Genomic DNA, 19,253 nt, shown 5'->3' with positions numbered 1-19,253 from the left:
CCCTCAGGAGTCAACTTTGCCGTCCGTACGGTCCCTTGCGCCCGGTCGCCGTCAGGCTGCCGCAGCGGTCTTCCTGGCCGCCGCCCTCACACTCACCGCGTGCGGCGGCGCCTCCGGCCCGCCCGCCGATGCCAAAGCGGCAGCCGCCGGGAAGGGCTGTATCGAGGACTTCGACCCGGCCAAGGACTACTTCCCGGTCAAGTCCACGGTTAAGCACGCCGAGAACTTCACGCTCCGGTACGAGAAGAGCTACCAGGTCCTCACCGTCAAGGAGCCCTTCCCCAAGGGCAAGCCCGAGTCGTACGTCCTGGTCAAGTGCGGTGCGCCGAAGCCGGAGCTGACCGGTGAGCTGGCGTCCGCACAGCAGGTCACCGTCCCCGTCAAGAGCCTGTACTCCGCCTCCACCACCCATCTGCCGCTGCTCACCGAGACCGGCACCCTGGACGTGCTCACCGGTGTCGCGAGCGCCGTGGCCATCTCCTCCGCCGAGGTGCTCGAGCGGGTGCGGGCGGGCGAGGTCGTCGAGTACGCCAAGGACCGCACCCTCGACGCCGAAGCCGTCATCGGCGCCAAGCCGGACGTCCTGATGACCCAGGGCACCGACGACCCGCAGTACCCCAAGCTGCGCCAGGCCGGGATCGCCGTCGTCGCCAACGCCGAATGGCTGGAGCCGAGTCCGCTCGGCCGAGCCGAGTGGGTCAAGGCCATGGCCGCGCTCACCGGGGCGGAGCAGCGCGCCGGTGAGGTGTTCGACACCATCGAGGGCGACTACCGGAAGGTCGCGGCCAAGGGTGCGCAGGCCGTCGCGGCGGGCAGGCCCGTCGAGGTGCTGCCCGGAACGATGTACCAGGGCACCTGGTCCATGCCCGCCGGCGGCAGCTACGCCGCCCGGCTGATCAAGGACGCGGGCGGCACCTATCCGTGGGCGAGCGAGCGGGGCACCGGCGGCCTCCAGCTGAACTTCGAGGGCGTGCACGCCAAGGGCGGCCGGGCCCCGGTCTGGATCGCCGACCAGCAATGGAAGTCCACCGCCGACGCCGTGAAGGCCGACAGCCGGTACGGGCAGCTGAAGGCCCTCACCGGCGGTGCGGTCTGGACGAACACCAAGGCGGTCGGCCCCGGCGGCGGCAACGACTACTTCGAACGCGGTGTGCTGCGCCCGGACCTGGTCCTGGCCGACCTCTTCGCGCTGATGCACCCGGACCGGGCGAAGGGCCACACCTTCACCTTCTACGAGCTGGTGCCCAAGGCGTGACGACGCACCTGACCGCCGCGACGGCCGCCGCCCCGGACACCACGCCGACGATCCGAATGGCGCGGCGGCGCCTCGCCGTCGTCCTCGCCCTCGTCGCCGGTACCACCGCCCTGTTCGTCCTCACCCTCGCGACCGGCTCCCACCCGGTGCCGACCGGGGAGGTGGTGCGGATCCTGTTCGGCGGCACCGCCGACGACCCGCGGTGGACCGTCATCGTGGAAGAGGTCCGGCTGCCGCGAGCGCTGACCGCCACCGCCGCCGGTGCCGCCCTCGCCGTGGCGGGCGTGCAGATGCAGACGCTGTTCCGCAACGCGCTGGCCGATCCGTTCTCCCTCGGGGTGAGTTCGGGCGCCAGCATCGGCGTCGCCGCCGTGGTGGTCGGCACCGGCGGCGTCGCCGGCAGCTTCACCGGCGACCTGGCCGGTCTGGGACGCGTGGGTGTCGTCATCGCCGCCTCGCTCGGGGCCGCCGCCGTGATGGCGCTCGTCCTGCTCCTCTCGCGATGGGTGAAGTCGGCCGTCACCCTCCTCGTCATCGGCGTCATGATCGGTTCGGCGGCGACCGCGGTCGTCGGGGTGATGCTCGTCTACGCCCGGCCCGAGCGCGCCCAGCAGTTCGTCATGTGGGGCCTGGGCAGCTTCAGCGCCACGACCTGGCCCGACCTCCAGGTCATGCTGCCCGTCATCGGCGCGGGACTGCTGGCGGCGCTGCTGACCGCGAAACGACTCAACGCCCTGCTGCTCGGCGAGGACTACGCCCGCACCATGGGCCTGAACGTGCGACGCAGCCGCAATCTGGCGCTGGCCGGCACCTCGCTGCTGGCGGGCGCGGCCACCGCGTTCTGCGGCCCCGTCGCGTTCCTCGGCCTGGCCGTCCCGCACCTGACGCGGGTGGCGCTGGGGACCTCGGACCACCGGGCGCTCATGCCGGCGTCGATGCTCGCGGGTGCGTTCCTCGCACTGGCGTGCGCGTTGCTGAGCCAGCCGCCCGGCACGGACTCCGTGCTGCCGCTCAGCGCCGTCACCTCGCTGTTCGGCGCCCCTGTCGTCATCGCGTTCCTGATCCGCAGCCGTCGCGGCGTACAAGGAGTGGCCTCGTGACCGACACGATGACCGAACCCGTCAAGGACACGGTCGGCGGACCGGACCGCCCCGGCGGTCTCACCACCCAGGGCCTCGGCGTCGGCTACCGGACCCGGTCGCCGCGCGGGCGCGGAGCGAGCCGGGCCGTGCTGTCGGGGCTCGACCTGGAGGCGCGGGCCGGCGAGCTGACCGTGCTCCTCGGACCCAACGGCGCAGGAAAATCAACCCTGTTGCGCACCCTGAGCGGGCTCCTGCCCCCACTGGACGGCCGGATCCGCATCGGCGGGGCGGACCTGGCGCACCAGCCGCCGACCACTCTCGCCCGCCGGCTGGCGGTCGTCCTGACCGACCGGGTGGACGCCGGGCTGCTGTCCGTACGGGAACTGGCCGGGCTCGGCCGGCACCCGCACACCGGTTTCACCGGCCGTCTCACGGCCGTGGACCACGCGGCCGTCGAGTGGTCGCTGAAGGCGGTGGGCGCGCGGCATCTGGCGGACCGTCCGGCCGCCGAGCTCTCCGACGGCGAGCGTCAACGCGTGCTGACCGCCCGCGCTCTCGCCCAGGAACCCGAGGTGGTGCTCCTGGACGAGCCGACCGCGTTCCTGGACGTCCCCTCACGGGTCGCCCTCACCGTTCTGCTGCGCGACCTGGCCCGGGACAAGGGCCTGACCGTCGTGGTCAGCACCCACGACCTGGAGCTGGCGCTGCGGGTGGCCGACGCGGTCTGGCTCGTCGACCGCGACTCCCGCGTGCACGCCGGGGCGCCCGAGGACCTGATCCTCAACGGGGCCGTCGCCGCCGCCTTCGACGCCGACCACCTCGCCTTCGACCCGGTCTCGGGCACCTTCGGCCTGCGCCGCACCACACGCACCGTCGTGACGGTGGACGCGCCGGCCGAAGTGCTCCCGCTCCTCGAACGCGCCCTGGCACGGGAGGGGCTGGCCGTGGCGGCCCCGGGCGACCCGAGCGGCGACAGGAGAGTGAGGTGGGACGGAGCAGACCGGCTCACCCTCACCGGACCGGACGGCCAGACGGTCCAGGCGTGCGGCTTCCGCGAGCTGACACGAGCGGTACGGGCATGGTGACCGCGGCCCTCACCCCCGCCGTCTTGGCGCGGATCTCCACGATCGGCCCCTACTTCGCGGTGACTACCGGTCCTCGCCCCGGGGCCGGGACCGCCGATCCTCGCCCCGGGGCCGGGAGCACCGGTCCTCGCCCCGGGGCCGACGGCTTCCGGCCGATGACCGACTCTGTACGCCGTCCCGAGCGTGGTGGAGGAGTGCGTACGGACCCTCTCCGGTCGGCTGGGCACCGACCAGCTCAGGGTGGCCGCGTCCACCCTGCACCTGGGCACCGCCTCACGGCTCTGGTCGATCGCCCTGGCCTGCGCCGCGTTCACCGGCCGCGTCCCCGACCTGGGGCCGGACCGGCTGTGGTGGCGCGTGCCGTCCTCCGGCCCCCTCGACCTGTGGCTTCCCGACCTCGGGGAGGTGGACCGGGAACCGCGTCCGGCCCTGCACCACACCGTAGTCCTCCGGAATCTGGTCCCGTGGGCCGACGCGGTACGGCGGGCGTACGGAGTGTCCCCGCACACCCTGCGCGGCAACGCCGCCTCGGCGCTGATCGGAGCCCACCGCGTCCTGCTCGCCCGAGCGCCGCACCCTCTCGTTCCCGTCGTCCCCCTCGTCCGCGCACTGCTGGACAGCCCTCCACTGGCCGGGGCCGGCGCGCATCGCGCCACTCCCGCCGGGCCGCTCGCCTTCCAACGCCGCAGCTGCTGCCTCTACTACCGCGTTCCGGGCGCGGGTACCTGCGGCGACTGCGTCCTCGACCTCAAGGAGAAGATCACCCTCATGACCACCCCCGAGCCCACCGTCGTGGAAACCCCCGGCGGCGGCACCCAGCACGTCTGGCCCCTCCCGGTCGACGAGGCCACGCTGCTCGACCTCGTCACCACCGTCTTTACCGACCACTGGCAGCACATCCACTTCGGGCCCATCATCGAAGGCGCCGCCTGGGAGGTCGGCGCTCCGGGCGCCCCCACCGCCATCACCATGAACGACGGCTACGCCACCGTCGACTTCGGCGCCTGGCACTTCCACCTGTGCATCGGCGAGCACACCGCCTCCGGCCCCGACCTCGGCCGCATCCGCCGCTGCTCCCGCGCCGAGCTCTACCGCAGCATCGGCTCCGACGGCGCCCCCGTCAGCTGGGGAGCCCGTCTGTTCAACGGCCGCGACGAGCAGATGATGACCGTCCTGCTGCCGAACCCGTTCCTCACCGACCGCCAGGAACTGCTCGACACCCCCGACTTCACCCGGCTCGCCGCATGGGACGCCCTCCGCGACCGCTTCCTCGACCTCGCCCCCGACCCCTTGGACCGCACGGGCAAGGGGTTCCGGCACAGCGGCTGACTTTCCTGCACGGAACCGGGCAGCCACCCCGTTTGTCTGGTCTGTTCGTGTGCAACCTTTCCGCTCGTCGGCTCGTCCAACTGTTCGCAATTGATCGGTTAGAGCGAGGACACGTACGCGTGACGCGTCGATGGGAACGAATGACAGCGGGGGTGGGGGCGGGGGCGGCTCTGCTGCTCACCTGCCTGACCACCACCGCGGCACAGGCGGCGCCCGCGGCGGGTCCGGTGGACGTCGGCGCGTACGCCTCTCTCGACCGCGCGATCGTCGCCCCCGGCACGAAGGTCGGCCTCGTGGCCAGTGTCGGCACCGAGGGGAAGGGAACCATCCCGCACCTCGGCCTGACGCTCACCCTGCCCGAGGGCGTCACGTTCGACGGCCACATCGACGACGACAGAGGAAGCTGCGTCCCGGCAGCCGGGGGCCGGACCCTCACCTGCACGGCGGTGAAGAGCGGCCCGGCGGATTGGGTCGGGGTTCATCTCCGTGTCGCGTTCGCCGCGGACCTGGCGCCGGGCACGAAGCTGGAGTTCACGGCCACCGCGGACATCGGCGACACAGCCGATCCCAGAGCGGCCAACAACACCACGACGGAGAAGGCCACCGTGCAGGCCCCCGCGGACCTCGGGCTCACGTGGACCGGACCGTCCGGGCCGGTGCCCGCCGGCCAGGCCGTGCCGACCACGCTCGTCGTCACGAACCACGGCCCCGGCACCGCCACCGGCTTCCCCTTCCTGGTCGGCGCGGACGGGGACTCATCCCACCCTGGCGGCTACGACAAAAGCTGCTGGCCCGATCCCGCCTCACTCACCTGTGACCCGTCGGGCGACCTGAAGCCGGGCGAGAGCCGGTCGTTTCCCTTCGTCTGGGACCTCCCGAAGACGACCCCAGGGACGTCCCGGACCGTGGGGGCCCGGCTGCACTCCGAGAACGTGCCCGACCTGAACCCGGCGAACGACGCGGCCGACCTCACTCTGAAGTTCGGCACGGAGCCGGGGCCGAAGCCCACCACGCTGACTCCGACGTCGGCGGTCGCAGGCGCGGTCGTGGCACTGACCCTGGCCGGTGCCACGTTCGTGGCGGTACGTCGACGCACCCGGCACCGCGCCTGAATTCCGCCCCCGCCGGACGGCATGGAGCCCGTGCAAACGTGCGGCGCAGCGGCCGTTGCTCACCCGTCGGGGCATGGAGCACTGAGGCGTACACGGCTTTCCTCGTCAAGTTCATGAGCTGCCACGAGTTCGGGCCTGCACCCCGCGGACGGCTGGATCGTCTGGTGCACCGCCGACTTGGAGGGCCGCCCCTACGAGCTGACCGGACCTGAAGCCGTCAGCCCGCGCGGCCAGGCCGATAGCTCCAGGGTGTGCTGGCGCGGCCCCGGGTGCGGGGCACTGGGCGTCGTCCGGCACTCGGCGGGGACTCGCCCTGTGGCGGGCGGGGAGGGAGAGGCGCGGCCGGCCGGGCCGGGTCTTACGGCCGGGCGGAGGCAGTCCGCTTCCGGGGAGTTGCGAGGCTAGGGCCTTTCGTTCGGATGACGCCGGGCTCGCGGGCCCTGGCACCGCGCCTCGCTGCCTTGTCGTCGACGACGGTGGTGCTTGGCCCGCGTCACTCATCCGTGGGCCGTGTGGCCGGCGGGTGGGGGACGAGGGCGATGGGTACGTCGGCGAAGTGGAGGGTGGCGTGGGCGACGTGCCCCACGTAGCGGCTGCGGGGTTCGGCACGGCGGCCGACCACGAGGAGCTGAGCCGAGGCCGCCAGAGACACCAGCAACTCCGACGTGGGGCCCAGTTCGACGTGCTCGACGACGGTGACCTGGGGATAGTGCCGGCGCCAAGGGGCGAGGAGCTGCGTGAGGTCGTGACGGTGCGCTTCCTCCAGGCCGCCGTGTTCGTCCGAGCGGCGCAGCAGCCCGGGCTCGTAGGTGAACACGGTGGGCAGGTTCCAGGCACGTACCGCGCGCAGGGGGGCGTCGCGCAGGGCGGCGGCTTCGAAGGCGAAGGCCAGGACTGTCTCGGCTTCCGCTTCCCCGGGGATGCCCGCCACGATCTCGCCGTCCTGCGGGCCGCGCCTCGGGGTGCCGCCGCGGATCATGACGACCGGGCAGGCGGCCCGGCTCAGGACGCGGAGTCCGACCGATCCGAGGAGGAAGCCCGTCACCGGACCCGGTCGGCGGGAGCCGAGCACGATCATCCGCGCGTGGCGGCTGTGTTCGACGAGCAGCTCTGCCTCGGGCCGCTGGTCCAGGTCGGTGGTGACCTCGAGGTCGCCGAAGCGCTCGCGTACCCATGCCGTGGCGTCGTCGAGCAGCTGCCGTGCCGCCCGGTGCGCGTGCTCGATGTCGCCGGCGAGCAGACGGTACCGGCCGACCGGCGGAACGTAGCCGTGCAGCAGGACGAGGGAGGAGCCGCGCCGTCGTGCCTCTCGTGCCGCCCAGTCGGCCGCGAGGAGACTGTCGGGCGTACCGTCCACTCCGACGATGATGGGCTGCACGGTGTCTCCTTGCACGTGGAGCGCTGGTTTGCGCGGCGGGGCGACGGCTGCCTCTGCCGGGTACTCGGTGGGGCCGGCCTGCTTCCCGGCCGTGGAGCGGGCCTTGGCTCCCGCGGGCCTCGGCCTTGCGGGGGCCGGCCACGGCGGTCCTTCGAAAAGCCGGCACCCGGGACGCACCGGCGGCAGCCGTGTTCCCGGCCCCCGGGTGCGTCCGGCCGGCCTCTGGACGGGTGGTCGACGCCGCGCCTTGCCGCGGGTCAGTACCGCAGCAGGGCGGCCACGCCGTCCGTCGCCCGGGCCGGTGGCAGGATCTCGGTGAAGGAGGCGCCGCCCAGAGCGGCCGCGCGCAGCAGAAGCGGCGCGGCGGGTGCGCTGAACACCGTCGGGTCGTCACTCAGCGCTGCCGGGTCGGTGCCCAGCACCCGGGGGTTGTGGCGCGACGCGTAGAGGTCCGGGTCGCCGGAGCGGTCGGCGGCGAGCAGGAGCGTGTCCACCCGGCCCTCCGCCAGTGCCTCCTTGACCGCCGGGATCCCCTGCAAGGCCCGTCCTTCGGCCAGTTCGGCCTCCAGGGTGTCCAGGACGCTGCGGTGACGGGCCGTCATGGCCTTGCGCATCGCCTCGTCCACGCTCGCCCGCAAGGCGGTACGGGCCGAGGTATCGCTGCGGCCGCCCTCCACGTAGACCAGTTCCCCGGCCGGCGGCTGGTCCGACAGGTGCTCGCGCAGCAGTCCGATGGCCTTGGGGTCACCGGCGATCAGCACCACCGCCGCGTCCACCGCGGCCGCCGCCTCGCGCACGGCGTCCGCCGCCTGCCTGGTGTTCTCCGACCACACGTTCACCGACCGCCGGTGGAAGGACGCCTGTGCCTCGGCGCCCGCCTTGACCCGGCTGATGTGCAGCGTGCTGCCGTTGAAGGAACGCTCCATGGAAGGCTCGTGCGCGGCCGCCGGGTAGGCGGTCACGTCCCCTCCCTCCCGGTCGACCGCGACGACCACGTGGGGGAGCTGATGGTCTCGGTCGATCACCAGGCCCATCGGATCGGGTACCGGCAGCACCAGCGCGCGGTCGGCCGCGGGCGGCTCGGCCAGGGTGAAAGCTCCCAGGATCTGCCCGCCCGACGCGAACAGTGCCTCGCCTTGAGGCCCCGGCACCTCGGCGACACCTCCGATCACCCCGGCCAGGGCCTCGAGCGTCGCCGGGTCCGCGCCCTGCTCCTCCAGTGACCGGAGCGCCGCACGCCGGCGCAGCTCGATCTGTTTGTCGGCGTCGTGCGCCGAACGGCTCGTATCCAGGTGGACGGAGACGACAGGGCCCTCGCCCGCGTACAGAGGCTGCAGAAACGTCAGGTCCATAGGGCTCGGGCCGGACGGCCCTCCCACCTTTCCATGAGGTGCACAACGAGCAGCACCCTAATCCTCTATGTGACGATTTGAGCATGCCCGACACGCGGTGCTGCGGTCGGCGGGAACCGTCGTGATGTGGAGGACCCATGACCGACCAGCGCGAGACGACAGGCCCTGTCGTCGTCGGAGTGGACGGTTCGGAGGCCTCGAAGCAGGCGCTTCGCTGGGCCGTACGGCAGGCCGAGGCCACCGGCGGTGTGGTGCTCGCACTGATGGCCTGGGACCTCCCGCACGCGCACCTCGCACTCGGCTGGATGCCTCCGGCAACCGGCGAGGAAGCTGCCGTGGCGGAGCGAGCGCAGCAGGAACTCACCCAGATCGTGGAGGAAGTCGTCGGACCGCGGCCGCCGGTCGAGGTCCATGCCGAGGTGCGTCGCGGAACGCCGGCCAGCGTGCTGCTGAACGCGGCCCGCACCGCGTCCCTGCTCGTCGTCGGCAGCAGAGGACACGGCGCCTTCGCCGGTCTGCTGCTGGGATCGGTGGCACAACACTGCACACAGCACGCCGCATGCCCGGTCCTCGTCGTCCGCGGCGACGACGGGTGACAGCGCCCCGCGGCCCAGTGGGCGTGGGCGCGGCGGAGCGGACGCCGCATCGCTTCCCCCGTACGGAGTACGCCCGGCCCTCGCCTCCTCGCCCGCCCGCCCTGCATGCGATGCCCTGCCCGAGCCTCCCCGGACCGTGCCCGGACGGTCCGGCCCTCCGCCGCGACGAAGGAGAGTGAGCCCGATGGCCGGGGACCCGCAGGACGCGTCAGGCGACGAGTCGGCAGACGCCCCCTCCATGTCACTGCTCAACCTGCCGCTCAGTTCCGACCTGGACCGTCTCGGCGAGCAGATGCACGCCCTGGCCCGCGCGCAGCGGAGCCTCCAAGGCCTGCTCCAGGCGGTCCTCGGCATCAGCAGCGAACTGGAACTCCCGGCAGTACTGCGCCGGATCGTCCGCACGGCCATGGACCTCGTCGGCGCCCGCTACGGGGCCCTGGGAGTCCTGGACGACGAGGGCGCACTCCTCGCGGAGTTCGTCCCCCTCGGCCTGACCACGCAAGAGCTGGAGAATCTCGCCGGTGTGGAACTGCCCCGGGGACGCGGCCTGCTCGGGCACCTGATCCGCCACCCGGAGCCCCTCAGAGTCGAGAACATCGACGGACACCCGGAATCGGCCGGGTACCCGCCAGGACATCCACCGATGCGGTCCCTGCTCGGAGTCGCCATCTCCGTCCGCGGACGCGTCTACGGCAACCTGTACCTCTCCGAGCGAAAGGACGGAAAGCCCTTCGACCAGCACGACGAAGGCGTGATTCTCGCCCTCGCCGGGACCGCGGGCGTCGCGATCGAGAACGCGCGCCTGTACCACCAGGTCCGCAACAACGCCGAGCAGTTCCAGCGCCTCCTCCTGCCCCGGCTGCTGGACCTGCACCCCTTCGCGGCATGCACCGTCTACCGGCCGGCCACCGCCCCCGGGCACCTGGGCGGCGACTGGTACGACGCGCTGAAGCTGCCCGACGGCTCGTGCGTCGCCATCATCGGCGACGTGATCGGTCACGACATGCAGGCGGCGGCCGCCATGTCCCAGACCCGCAGCATGCTGCGGGCACTGGCATTCGACGCCGAGAAACCGCCCAGCGCCTCTCTGCGGCAACTGGACCGCATCATGGAGACGGCGGGCGGCTCCCTCGTCACCACGGCCTGCGTGGCGCGTATCCATCCGGCCGACCGGGGTTGGACTCTGCACTGGTCCAGCGCCGGCCACCCGCCGCCCCTCGTCGTGCTGCCCGACGAGACCGTGCGCTATCTGGACGCCGAGCCCGGCCTGCCGCTCGGGGTGGACGCCTCACTGCCACGTCCGAGCCACTCGTTCACACTGCCGGCCGACAGCACCGTCATTCTCTACACGGACGGACTCGTCGAGCGCCACGACGAGTCGCTGGACCGGGGACTGGAAGCGCTGGCCCTGATCGCCCGGCGACACGCCTGCGCCCCGGTCGACGAACTGTGCGCCGCCCTGGCCGACCACCATCCCAGCGACGGGCACGACGACATGGCGGTCCTCATCCTTCGCACGCCTCCCGCCGGGGATGAACGGGCACCGGAGCCGGAGAGAACAGAGCGGAAGGGGTACGGCGGACGAGCGCGCCCCACGGATCCCCTGGGCATCTCGGGCGAGTGCGCCCACCCCACCCACTCGTGGCTGCCGTAACCCCCGTGCTGAAGGAGCTCTCCCATGCCACGCTTCCCCACGGCACACGACTTCTCCACGGGCGGCCCCTCGCCAAGGGGAGGAAAGACCTTTGCCGGCGTCCTCCTGCAGGTGGAAGGCCTCCTCAACATCCTCAAGGGCATCGCCGGGATCGCCCGGGACGACGTGTACGGTCCGCTCGGCGACTATGTCTTCGAGTTCGACGTCACAGCGTGGGGATGGATCCTGCTCGTCCTCGGTGTCACCCTGCTCGTCACGGGCGGAGGCGTCCTGCGGGGCGCCCACGGGGCACAAGGAGCGGGTGTGTGCCTCGCCGTACTCGACATCCTGTTGAACTTCGCCTTGCTGCCCTACGTACCCCTGTGGGCGGTGATCTCGATGGCGATCGACCTGGCCGTGATCTGGGCCCTCAGCACCTACCGCAGCGCTCCGCCCACCTGACCACGGCACCGGTACGCCGGACGCGGTTCGCAGCGTCACCACGCCGCCGAGGAGTCCGCGATCTACCGGCCCTAAGCGCGGGGGAGGCCCCCCTCGCCGTCCGGAGCAGACCCGTATGCCCCGGTGCGGTCGCCGCGCGACTCCACCCGGGCGACGCTGTGACCGTGACGGATGCGCTCGCTTCCCACCCGCGCCGTGAGGTGCGGTGACGACCACCCCACGACGAAGGGTCAACAGGTCATGGTGGACATGCCTCGTGGAGCACAGCAGGAGACCAGAGCCGCCCAGGACGATGGCCGGACAGCCGGACCGATGAGGTACTTCGGTGTGCCGCTTCTCCTCAGCGGAGTGCTGAGCCTCCTTCAGGGCATCGCGGGCATCGCCAAGGACCGCCTTTTCGGCGTCCCACAGCATTACGAGTACCGGTTCGACCTCACCAGCTGGGGCTGGATCCATCTCGTCATCGGCGTTGCGCTGGTGATCGTCGGCGTGGCGATGCTGCGATCCGTGAGCTGGGGCCGCGCAGCGGGGTTGACGGCCGCCGCGATCAGTCTGATCACCCAGTTCATGTTCATCCCCTACTACCCCCTGTGGTCGATCAGTGTGATGGCGCTCGATCTGATCATTCTGTGGGGCCTGGCACGGATCGCCATCGCCTGAACAAGAAGCGCAGCCGGCCCTCCCCGTCGGCCCCCAAGTGGTCAGCACGGGTCACGAAAACCCGGAGAACGCTCCCCGGACACGCGACTCGCCGTAGGGTAAGGAAACAGCCCTTGACCTGCAAAAAACGCAGGCAGGGAGCCTACGTCCAGGAGTGCCTCGATGATGCGCACCGTGTTCAAGTCCAAGATCTAGCTATTTGGTGTTGTCGCAGGTCAGGGGCCGCTGCCCCTACCCGTACTCGATGCGCTTCCGCGATGCGCTGGGCAAGCAGCGGGAGGAGTCCGGTTACGGGACGCAGGATGACGCGATTGAGCGCCTCACACAGCTCTACGCGGAGAAGGAGACCACGGCGCCGTCGGTGGCGGCGGCCCGCCGTGAGCTGGGTCAGCTGACGGTCGAGGAGTACGCGAAGCAGTGGCGGCCCCGGCAGCGCAGGATGACGGACTACTCCACGGGAGAGCATGTCGACAGCTCGATCGACGTGCACATCGTCCCGCGCCTGGGGGCAAGGAAGCTGAATTCGGTCACCCCGAATGGCGGACGACCCGGTGAAGGGGGTCCAGGAGTCGGAGTACGAGCGTGAGCAGGTCACCATTCCTTCGCTCGCCTATGTGAAGCAGGCTTTGGCAGTTGCCGATGCGGACCTTGCGCTGGAGATCGTGATGATGGCGGGTTGCGGGCTTCGCAATAGCCCTGCTGCGAGGTCCCGGTAGCTGCAACACGGAGCCGACGGAGCGGCGCCGCGTGAAGCGACTCTTCGAGAACCTCCCGCCAGAGCAAGGCGTGGGGATGTACGGCTTCCGGCACTACTTCGCCTCGAACGCCCTCGGTAACGGCATCCCGATCACCGACGTGGCGGAGTGGATGGGCCACAAGTCCATCGAGGAGACGTACCGCACCTACCGTCACCTGATGCCCGGCAGCATCACCAAGGCCGCCCGGATCCTCGACGCCGGACTCTGGGAGGCGGCCTGATTCCCGGTTGCTTACGAGTCTTAGGGTCGGTCTTTCGTGACCGGAGTGTGGAACTGCGTTGGCGATGGCCAGCACCCGGTTGTTCCCGGCACCAGCTTATGGGGATGGACGGCGAGCGCGTCCGGAGGAGGGGGAAGCACGGCGGGGCGGGAAGCGAGTGCACCCTTAGCGCGTCGTTCGGTGGACGGCGGCCTTGGATGGCCGCCCCTTCGTACGATCACGTTCTGTTCCACATTCCTTTGCGGGGCCGGGCGGTTGTCGTCGCATGCGCGGGGATGTTCGAGAGGAGGCGCGGTCGGTGCATTCATGGCTCTCCGAGCGCCGCCGGTCCGCGGTGAGTACGGTCGTCGGGGCCTGTGTCGCCGTGCTCCTCGGCATGCTGGGAATTCTCGCGCCGGGGTCGGTGTCCGCCTCGAGTGCCGACTTGGGCGTGGTGGCGCTGTTCGCCTACCTGCTCTGCTACCTGGTGGTCACGCTGAGAGCCTTCTCGAACGCGCCGCCGGAACGGATCCGCGTCTGGGCCCGGCGGGAGGCGCGGGGCACCCTGCTGCAGCGCTACCTTCTGGGGACCGCGCCGGGCCGGCGTGTCGGTCCTCATCGCGTCGGCGGCACTCGTGGTGTCGGCGGTGTGGCGTCCCGGGCATCTGGGTTCCGCCTTCCCGGCGGGCGCGCGGGTTCTGATGGCGCTCGGTCTCGTCGTCGTCGCCTGGATCTGCGTACTGGTCGCCTTCGCGGTCGCGTTCCATGCCGACAACCTCGTGGAGGACGAGGCGGCGCTGGACTTCCCGGGTGGGGAGACGGCGGCTTGGGCTGACTACGTGTACTTCGCCCTGTCGGTCATGACGACGTTCGGGACGACTGACATCACGGTGATGTCGCGGGAGATGCGCCGGACGGTGGCGGCCAACGCGACCATCGCGTTCGTCTTCAACACGGTGATCGTGGCCGGCATGGTCGCGGCGCTGGACGGTGGGCAGGGAGGCTGACGGGTTCCGCCGGTCTCCGGGCTACGGTGGGGCGGTGGCGGTTCGTCCGCGCGTGCGGAGCGAGCTGCCACCGCCCCATGCCGCTCAGGGAGTGAGCACGAGGCGGATCGGGTCCCCGATCTTCTTCTCCAGGCGGGCGACGGCCTCCGCGGCTTCCGCCAGCGGGACGTGGGCGCTGACGGAGGGGCCGAGGTCGATCCGTCCGGCGGCCGCCAGTCCGACGAGTTGTTCCACGTGCTCCGGCTCGGAGCCGTAGTGTCCGCGGACCTGGTTGACGTTGAAGCAGAAGCCGATGCTGTCGGCGATCGCGACCGGCTCCGGGGTGAGTCCGGCGAGGACGAGCGAACCGAAGGGACCGAGGACCGACGCGGCCTGGGCGCGGGCGGCGCCCACGCCGGCGAAGTCGAACGCGACGTCGAGGCCGCGCCCGGCCGTCGCCTCCCGCACCGCCTCCGCGAAGTCCGGGGCGAGAGGGTCGAGGGCGACGTCCGCGCCGAAGAGGAGGGCCCGCTCGCGGGCCGAGGGCAGCGGGTCGATCGCGAGGATCGGGGCCGCGCCGACCATCCGGGCGAGCCGCACGGCGTGGGCGCCGAGGCCGCCCGCGCCCCAGATGCCGACCGACTGGGCGGGGCGGACCGCGCCGGTGCCCACGATCGCGGCGTACGGGGTGGAGACCGCGTCGGGGATGATCGCGGCCTGGTCGAAGGGCAGGACGTCCGGGATGGGCAGCAGCGTGCCCTCGCGGGCGATCGCGTACTGCGCCCAGCCGCCGTCGTAGTCGAGGCCGCGGGTGATCGGCCGGTGGCACGTCATCCGTCGCAGGCAGCCGCCGCAGTCGCCGCACGCCTCGCCGGCCTGGAGGACCACGCGCTGTCCGGGCGTCCAGTCGCCCTTCACGTCCGGGCCGAGGGTGTGGACGACTCCGGCGACCTCGTGGCCGAGGGTGACGGCGCCCGCCTTCGTGACGGCCTCGGTGGGGAAGAAGGGGCTCAGGCTGCCGTCGATCAGATGGATGTCGGACAGGCAGACGCCGGCGGCCCGCACCTCCACGAGGATCTCGCCCGGGCCGGGGACCGGGACCGGGACCTCTTCGACGGCGAAGGTACGGGTGTCCAGGCGCAGCCGCCCGGCCAGCATGGTGTTCATGCGGAGACCTCGATGTGTTCGGTGGAGGAAGCGCGTGCGTAGCTCAGGCGCTCGACATGGTCGACTGACCATGTCGATTAACCGTGTCTACTGACGGTGTCATCTGTCAAGCCGCTCCCGCCGGACGTTCGCGGAGTGCTCCGAGTTCCGTCCTGCGACTGTGTCGTTCAGTACAGTCATGCGACATGTTCACCTGACAAAGTCGCGTGTATGTTGGTTGGTGACTGCTGGAGTGCAACGAAAGGCACGCTCATGACTCAGGTGTCCGTAGGCGCGGCGCGGGCGATCCCCGAGCGCCCCCCGCTGCCCCTCGTAGGCCACGCGTTCAACGTTCCGGCGGGCGCGGACTTCCTGGCCTACCTGCTGAAGGAGTTCAGGGAATTCGGGCCCGTGTACCGGCTGCGGCTCTTCGGGAGGGACACCGTCATGGTCGGCGGTCTGGACCTCGTGACCGAGCTGTCGGACGAGACCCGCTTCCGCAAGCACGTGCACGCCGACCTGGTCGAGGTCCGGGCCCTGGCCGGGGACGGTCTGTTCACCGCCTACAACCACGAGCCGAACTGGCGCAAGGCCCACGACATCCTGATGCCCGCGTTCTCACTCGGCTCGATGCGCAGCTACCACGCCCCCATGCTTCAGGTCGCCCGGTCGCTGATCGGCAAGTGGGACCGGCTGGCCGGGGTGCAGTCGGTGGACGTGCCCGACGAGATGACCCGGCTGACCTTCGACACGATCGGCCTGTGCGGCTTCGGCTACGACTTCGAGTCCTTCCGCCGCGGCGACCTGCACCCGTTCGTCGAGGCGATGTCCCGGGCTCTCGTCTTCGCCCAGGAGAAGGGCGAGTCCATCCCGGGCTCCGAGCTGTTCAAGAGGAAGAAGGTCGAGCAGTTCCGCGCGGACATCGACCTGATGACGGAGCTCGTCGACGACGTGATCAGGGAGCGCCGCGCCTCCGGCGACACCAGCACGGACGACCTGATGGGGCTGATGCTGCACACGAAGGACCCCGTCACCGGCGAGCCGCTGGACGACGTCAACATCCGGCACCAGGTGATCACCTTCCTGATCGCCGGCCACGAGACCACCAGCAGCGCGCTCTCCTTCGCCCTGTACTACCTGACCAAGCACCCGGAGGTCCTCGCCCGGGCCCAGGCCGAGGTGGACGCCCTGTGGGGCGACATCGAGTCCCCGGATCCCCAGTACGGCGACATCGGCAAGCTCACGTACATCCGCCAGGTGCTCAACGAGAGCCTGCGGCTGTGGCCGACGGCGCCCGCGTACGCCGTCGAGCCGATCGAGGACACCGTCATCGGCGGCAAGTACCCCGTACGCAAGGGCGAGTCGCTGATGGTGATCGCCTCGGCGCTGCACCGCGACGCGGCCTGGGGAGAGAACGTCGAGCTGTTCGACCCCGAGCGCTTCACTCCCGAGCGGGAGGCGGCCCGTTCGGTCCACGCCTTCAAGCCGTTCGGCAGCGGTGAGCGGGCCTGCATCGGGCGCCAGTTCGCGCTGCACGAGGCCACCCTGCTGCTCGGCCTGCTGGTGCACCGCTACCGCCTGATCGACCACACCGACTACCAGATGAAGATCAAGTCGACGCTGACGATCAAGCCCGACGGGTTCAGCCTGAGGCTCGCCCGCCGCACCAGCGACGAACGGCGCCTGCCCGTCGCCGCGGCGGTGGACGCCGCCGCGGGCCGGACCACGGCCGTGACGCGCCGGGCGAGCGGGACCGCGCTGACGCTGCTCCACGGCTCCAACCTCGGCACCTGCGCCGGCATCGCCCGCGACCTCGGCACGGACGGCGAGGAGCACGGCTTCGCCTCGGCCGTCTCCCCCCTCGACGCGTACACGGAGAGGCTGGCCGGCTCCAAGGGCCCCGTCGTCATTGTCGCCGCCTCCTACAACGGCCGGCCGACGGACGACGCCGCCGAGTTCGTCGCCTCCCTGGAGAACCTCACCCCCGGTTCGCTCACCGGGCTGCGGTACGCCGTCCTCGGTGTCGGCGACCGCAACTGGGCCGCCACCTACCAGCGGATCCCCACCTTGATCGACGAGCGCCTGGCCGCTGCCGGCGCCGTCCCGCTCCTGGAGCGCGGCAGCGCCGACGCCTCCGGCGACTTCGGCGGAGCGGTCGACCAGTGGACGGAAGACCTGTGGAAGGCGCTCCTGGAGGAGTACGGCGAGGCGGTCGCCGGCGAAGCCGCCGCCCCTGCACCTGAGGTGGAGGGGGAAGGGCTCTACGAGCTGGAGGACACCTCGGAGTCGGTCCTCGGAGGTCTCGCCGAGCGCCACGGCGTCCAGCCGATGGAGGTCATCGAAGCGTACGAACTCGTCGACACCGACCACGAACTGGGCCGCTCCAAGCGGTTCCTGCGGCTCCGGCTGCCCGAGGGCGTCACTTACCGCACCGCCGACCACCTGGCCGTCCTGCCCAGCAACCCCGAGGACCTCGTCCGGCGCGTCGCCGACCGTTTCGGCCTCGACCTGGACCGCACCATCCGGCTGCGCGCCCGCCGCCGGAGCCGGGGCGCCCTTCCCGTCGACCGGCCCCTGACCCTGCGCCGCCTGCTCACCGACTTCGTCGAGCTCCAGGACGCGGCCACCCAGGAGCAGATCGCCGTGCTCGCCGAGCACACCGACTGCCCGCCCGAGAAGCAGCCGCTCACCGCCCTCGCCACCGCCGATCCCGAGACCTTCCGGGAGCAGGTGACCGTCGCGGGGCTCAGCGTCCTGGACCTCCTGGAGCGCTACCGCGCGTGCGAGCTGCCCTTCGAGCGCTTCCTGGAACTGCTGCCGGTCCTGCGTCCCCGGCACTACTCGATCTCGTCGTCCGCCGCGGCCCGGCCCGGCGAGGCCGACCTGATGGTGTCGCTGCTCGCAGCGCCCCACAGGGCGGGCGAGGGCACCTTCCGGGGCATCGCCTCGCACTTCCTGCAGACCGTGAACGCGGGCGACGTGATCCAGGCCCGGGTCCTGCCGTGCAGCGAGTCCTTCCGTCTCCCCGAGGACACCTCCGTACCGGTGATCCTGGTCAGCGCGGGCACCGGACTCGCGCCCTTCCGCGGAGCCGTCCTGGACCGCCACCACACGGGCTCGACCGGCACCCTGCTCTGCTACTTCGGCTGCGACCACCCCGACGTGGACTTCCTGCACCGGGAGGAGTTCGAGGCGGCCGAGGCGGACGGCGCCGTCAGCATGCGTCCCACCTTCATGCACGCGCCCGAGAACGGAGCCCGTTTCGTCCAGGAGCGCATCGCCCGCGAGAGCGAGGAGGTGTGGTCGGTCCTGGAAGCCGGTGGGCGCGTCTACATCTGCGGCGACGGCCGTCGCATGGCCCCCGCCGTACGGGAGGCATTCATGGCGATCTACCGCGAGCGCACCGGTGAGAGCGACGAGCGGGCCGTGGCCTGGCTCGCCGCGCTCGTAGGATCCGGCCGCTACGTCGAGGACGTCTGGGCCGGCTGATCCTCACGCAGAAACGCTGGTGGGCGCACCTTCCGGGTGCGCCCACCACCGTTTTCGCGTCACGTCAGGCCATCGGTACGTCAGGCAGGTCGAGGTTCCCCTTGGCCAGCGCCACGGTGGCGCCCACGAGCGCCCTGAGCCCCGTCCGCTCGGTGGCCTCGTCCGGCAGGCACTGGAGGACCTGCATGGTGAGTCCGTCGAAGCCGGAGAGGAAGAACCGGGCCACCGTCTCCGGAGACTCGGCCAGTTCCTGCCCCGCCCTTTCGGCCGTCTCCGCGATCACCTGCGCGGTCACCTCTATGACCCGCCGGTAGTGGCTCTGCCGGGCCTCGTTGAGACCGGGCACGCGCAGCGCGAACATGGTCAGCTCGCTGAGCAACTGGTGGTGCGACGTCGGCTCGCGCACCGTGCCCCACAGGGCCCCCGCCAGCGCGCTGAAGGTCTCCTCGAAGCCCGCGTCCTCCGGCGCCGCCCGCCGCACCTGCGTCACCAGCTCGTCGGTGATCTGGTCCATGACGGCTCGGTACAGGTCCTCCTTCGTACCGAAGGTGTAGTGGACGGTGGCCTGCGCGACACCGAGCTCCGCGGCGATGGCGCGGGTGCTCCCCGCGGCGACGCCCTCCCGGGTCATGAGGTCGATGGCCGCCTTGATCAACTGAGGGCGGCGCTCCGCCGCGGAAACATGAGCCATACGCCCACTATATCGACTTAGTCGATCGATCAAGTCGGCC

At 71.4% G+C, this 19,253-nt stretch carries 16 protein-coding genes and 1 pseudogene; 13 read left to right on the top strand and 4 right to left on the bottom strand.

Translation table 11 applies throughout. The annotated features are described in order from the left end of the window. Window positions 1–16 precede the first annotated feature (16 nt). The 5 genes from ACFZBD_RS03235 to ACFZBD_RS03215 all read left to right on the top strand — a co-directional run bounded on the left by ACFZBD_RS03235 (window position 17) and on the right by ACFZBD_RS03215 (window position 5,863). Window positions 17–1,255 carry an ABC transporter substrate-binding protein gene (locus tag ACFZBD_RS03235; RefSeq protein WP_391134454.1) on the top strand — a complete coding sequence of 413 codons (1,239 nt, stop codon included), beginning with the start codon at window positions 17–19 and terminating at the stop codon, window positions 1,253–1,255. Next, complete coding sequence (locus ACFZBD_RS03230; RefSeq protein ID WP_391134451.1) at window positions 1,252–2,355, top strand: iron chelate uptake ABC transporter family permease subunit; 1,104 nt, start codon at window positions 1,252–1,254, stop codon at window positions 2,353–2,355. Before ACFZBD_RS03235 ends, ACFZBD_RS03230 begins: the two co-directional genes overlap by 4 nt. Further along, on the top strand, window positions 2,352–3,422 hold the full coding sequence (locus tag ACFZBD_RS03225) for an ATP-binding cassette domain-containing protein (protein WP_391134448.1): 1,071 nt from the start codon (window positions 2,352–2,354) through the stop codon (window positions 3,420–3,422). The genes ACFZBD_RS03230 and ACFZBD_RS03225 overlap by 4 nt, the downstream gene beginning before the upstream one ends. Window positions 3,423–3,605: 183 nt before the next feature. Further along, on the top strand, window positions 3,606–4,751 hold the full coding sequence (locus ACFZBD_RS03220) for a (2Fe-2S)-binding protein (protein WP_391134445.1): 1,146 nt from the start codon (window positions 3,606–3,608) through the stop codon (window positions 4,749–4,751). 140 nt (window positions 4,752–4,891) lie between these two features. Next, window positions 4,892–5,863 carry a hypothetical protein gene (locus ACFZBD_RS03215; RefSeq protein ID WP_391134442.1) on the top strand — a complete coding sequence of 324 codons (972 nt, stop codon included), beginning with the start codon at window positions 4,892–4,894 and terminating at the stop codon, window positions 5,861–5,863. 493 nt (window positions 5,864–6,356) lie between these two features. Here the strand turns inward: ACFZBD_RS03215 and ACFZBD_RS03210 are convergent, their stop codons facing one another. Together ACFZBD_RS03210 and ACFZBD_RS03205 are read right to left on the bottom strand one after the other, a co-directional pair. Then, complete coding sequence (locus ACFZBD_RS03210) at window positions 6,357–7,241, bottom strand: universal stress protein (RefSeq protein WP_391134439.1); 885 nt, start codon at window positions 7,239–7,241, stop codon at window positions 6,357–6,359. A 257-nt stretch (window positions 7,242–7,498) separates the two neighbouring features. After that, complete coding sequence (locus tag ACFZBD_RS03205; RefSeq protein WP_391134436.1) at window positions 7,499–8,593, bottom strand: Vms1/Ankzf1 family peptidyl-tRNA hydrolase; 1,095 nt, start codon at window positions 8,591–8,593, stop codon at window positions 7,499–7,501. 137 nt (window positions 8,594–8,730) lie between these two features. On the opposite strand from ACFZBD_RS03205, the gene ACFZBD_RS03200 reads away from it, so the two are divergent. The 7 genes and pseudogenes from ACFZBD_RS03200 to ACFZBD_RS03170 all read left to right on the top strand — a co-directional run bounded on the left by ACFZBD_RS03200 (window position 8,731) and on the right by ACFZBD_RS03170 (window position 13,908). Continuing rightward, on the top strand, window positions 8,731–9,189 hold the full coding sequence (locus tag ACFZBD_RS03200) for a universal stress protein (protein ID WP_391134433.1): 459 nt from the start codon (window positions 8,731–8,733) through the stop codon (window positions 9,187–9,189). Between the two features lie 184 nt (window positions 9,190–9,373). Then, window positions 9,374–10,843 carry a SpoIIE family protein phosphatase gene (locus ACFZBD_RS03195; protein WP_391134429.1) on the top strand — a complete coding sequence of 490 codons (1,470 nt, stop codon included), beginning with the start codon at window positions 9,374–9,376 and terminating at the stop codon, window positions 10,841–10,843. A gap of 24 nt (window positions 10,844–10,867) precedes the next feature. Next, window positions 10,868–11,284, top strand: a complete 417-nt coding sequence (locus ACFZBD_RS03190; protein WP_391134425.1) for a hypothetical protein — start codon at window positions 10,868–10,870, stop codon at window positions 11,282–11,284. 327 nt (window positions 11,285–11,611) lie between these two features. Then, entirely contained in the window at window positions 11,612–11,944 is a 333-nt protein-coding gene (locus ACFZBD_RS03185; protein ID WP_391134422.1) for a hypothetical protein, read from the top strand. Between the two features lie 244 nt (window positions 11,945–12,188). Then, entirely contained in the window at window positions 12,189–12,530 is a 342-nt protein-coding gene (locus tag ACFZBD_RS03180) for a hypothetical protein (protein WP_391134419.1), read from the top strand. 161 nt (window positions 12,531–12,691) lie between these two features. Continuing rightward, a complete protein-coding gene (locus ACFZBD_RS03175) occupies window positions 12,692–12,922 on the top strand; it encodes a tyrosine-type recombinase/integrase (protein WP_391134416.1) in 231 nt (76 codons plus the stop codon). A gap of 265 nt (window positions 12,923–13,187) precedes the next feature. Next, window positions 13,188–13,908: pseudogene (locus tag ACFZBD_RS03170) on the top strand (DUF1345 domain-containing protein). 84 nt (window positions 13,909–13,992) lie between these two features. On the opposite strand, the gene ACFZBD_RS03165 reads toward ACFZBD_RS03170, so the two are convergent. Continuing rightward, window positions 13,993–15,054 carry an alcohol dehydrogenase catalytic domain-containing protein gene (locus ACFZBD_RS03165; protein ID WP_391134413.1) on the bottom strand — a complete coding sequence of 354 codons (1,062 nt, stop codon included), beginning with the start codon at window positions 15,052–15,054 and terminating at the stop codon, window positions 13,993–13,995. Window positions 15,055–15,306: 252 nt separating this feature from the next. On the opposite strand from ACFZBD_RS03165, the gene ACFZBD_RS03160 reads away from it, so the two are divergent. Then, complete coding sequence (locus ACFZBD_RS03160; RefSeq protein ID WP_391134410.1) at window positions 15,307–18,522, top strand: cytochrome P450; 3,216 nt, start codon at window positions 15,307–15,309, stop codon at window positions 18,520–18,522. 64 nt (window positions 18,523–18,586) lie between these two features. On the opposite strand, the gene ACFZBD_RS03155 is transcribed toward ACFZBD_RS03160, so the two are convergent. Next, window positions 18,587–19,213 (bottom strand): TetR family transcriptional regulator, encoded by a 627-nt coding sequence (locus ACFZBD_RS03155; protein ID WP_391134407.1) that lies wholly within the window; start codon window positions 19,211–19,213, stop codon window positions 18,587–18,589. Window positions 19,214–19,253 lie beyond the last annotated feature (40 nt).

The sequence above is a fragment of the Streptomyces sp. NPDC008121 genome (assembly GCF_042957155.1).
Taxonomy (GTDB): Bacteria; Actinomycetota; Actinomycetes; order Streptomycetales; family Streptomycetaceae; genus Streptomyces.
This window is presented reverse-complemented; position numbering and strand designations above follow the sequence as displayed.

What these genes read in the sequence shown, in the direction of transcription:
- ACFZBD_RS03215 (WP_391134442.1), top strand. Translation starts at nt 4,892, where the DNA reads ATGACAGCGGGGGTGGGGGCGGGGGCGGCTCTGCTGCTCACCTGCCTG.
- ACFZBD_RS03205 (WP_391134436.1), bottom strand. Translation starts at nt 8,593, where the DNA reads ATGGACCTGACGTTTCTGCAGCCTCTGTACGCGGGCGAGGGCCCTGTC.
- ACFZBD_RS03200 (WP_391134433.1), top strand. Translation starts at nt 8,731, where the DNA reads ATGACCGACCAGCGCGAGACGACAGGCCCTGTCGTCGTCGGAGTGGAC.
- ACFZBD_RS03195 (WP_391134429.1), top strand. Translation starts at nt 9,374, where the DNA reads ATGGCCGGGGACCCGCAGGACGCGTCAGGCGACGAGTCGGCAGACGCC.
- ACFZBD_RS03190 (WP_391134425.1), top strand. Translation starts at nt 10,868, where the DNA reads ATGCCACGCTTCCCCACGGCACACGACTTCTCCACGGGCGGCCCCTCG.
- ACFZBD_RS03180 (WP_391134419.1), top strand. Translation starts at nt 12,189, where the DNA reads ATGCGCTTCCGCGATGCGCTGGGCAAGCAGCGGGAGGAGTCCGGTTAC.
- ACFZBD_RS03165 (WP_391134413.1), bottom strand. Translation starts at nt 15,054, where the DNA reads ATGAACACCATGCTGGCCGGGCGGCTGCGCCTGGACACCCGTACCTTC.
- ACFZBD_RS03160 (WP_391134410.1), top strand. Translation starts at nt 15,307, where the DNA reads ATGACTCAGGTGTCCGTAGGCGCGGCGCGGGCGATCCCCGAGCGCCCC.
- ACFZBD_RS03155 (WP_391134407.1), bottom strand. Translation starts at nt 19,213, where the DNA reads ATGGCTCATGTTTCCGCGGCGGAGCGCCGCCCTCAGTTGATCAAGGCG.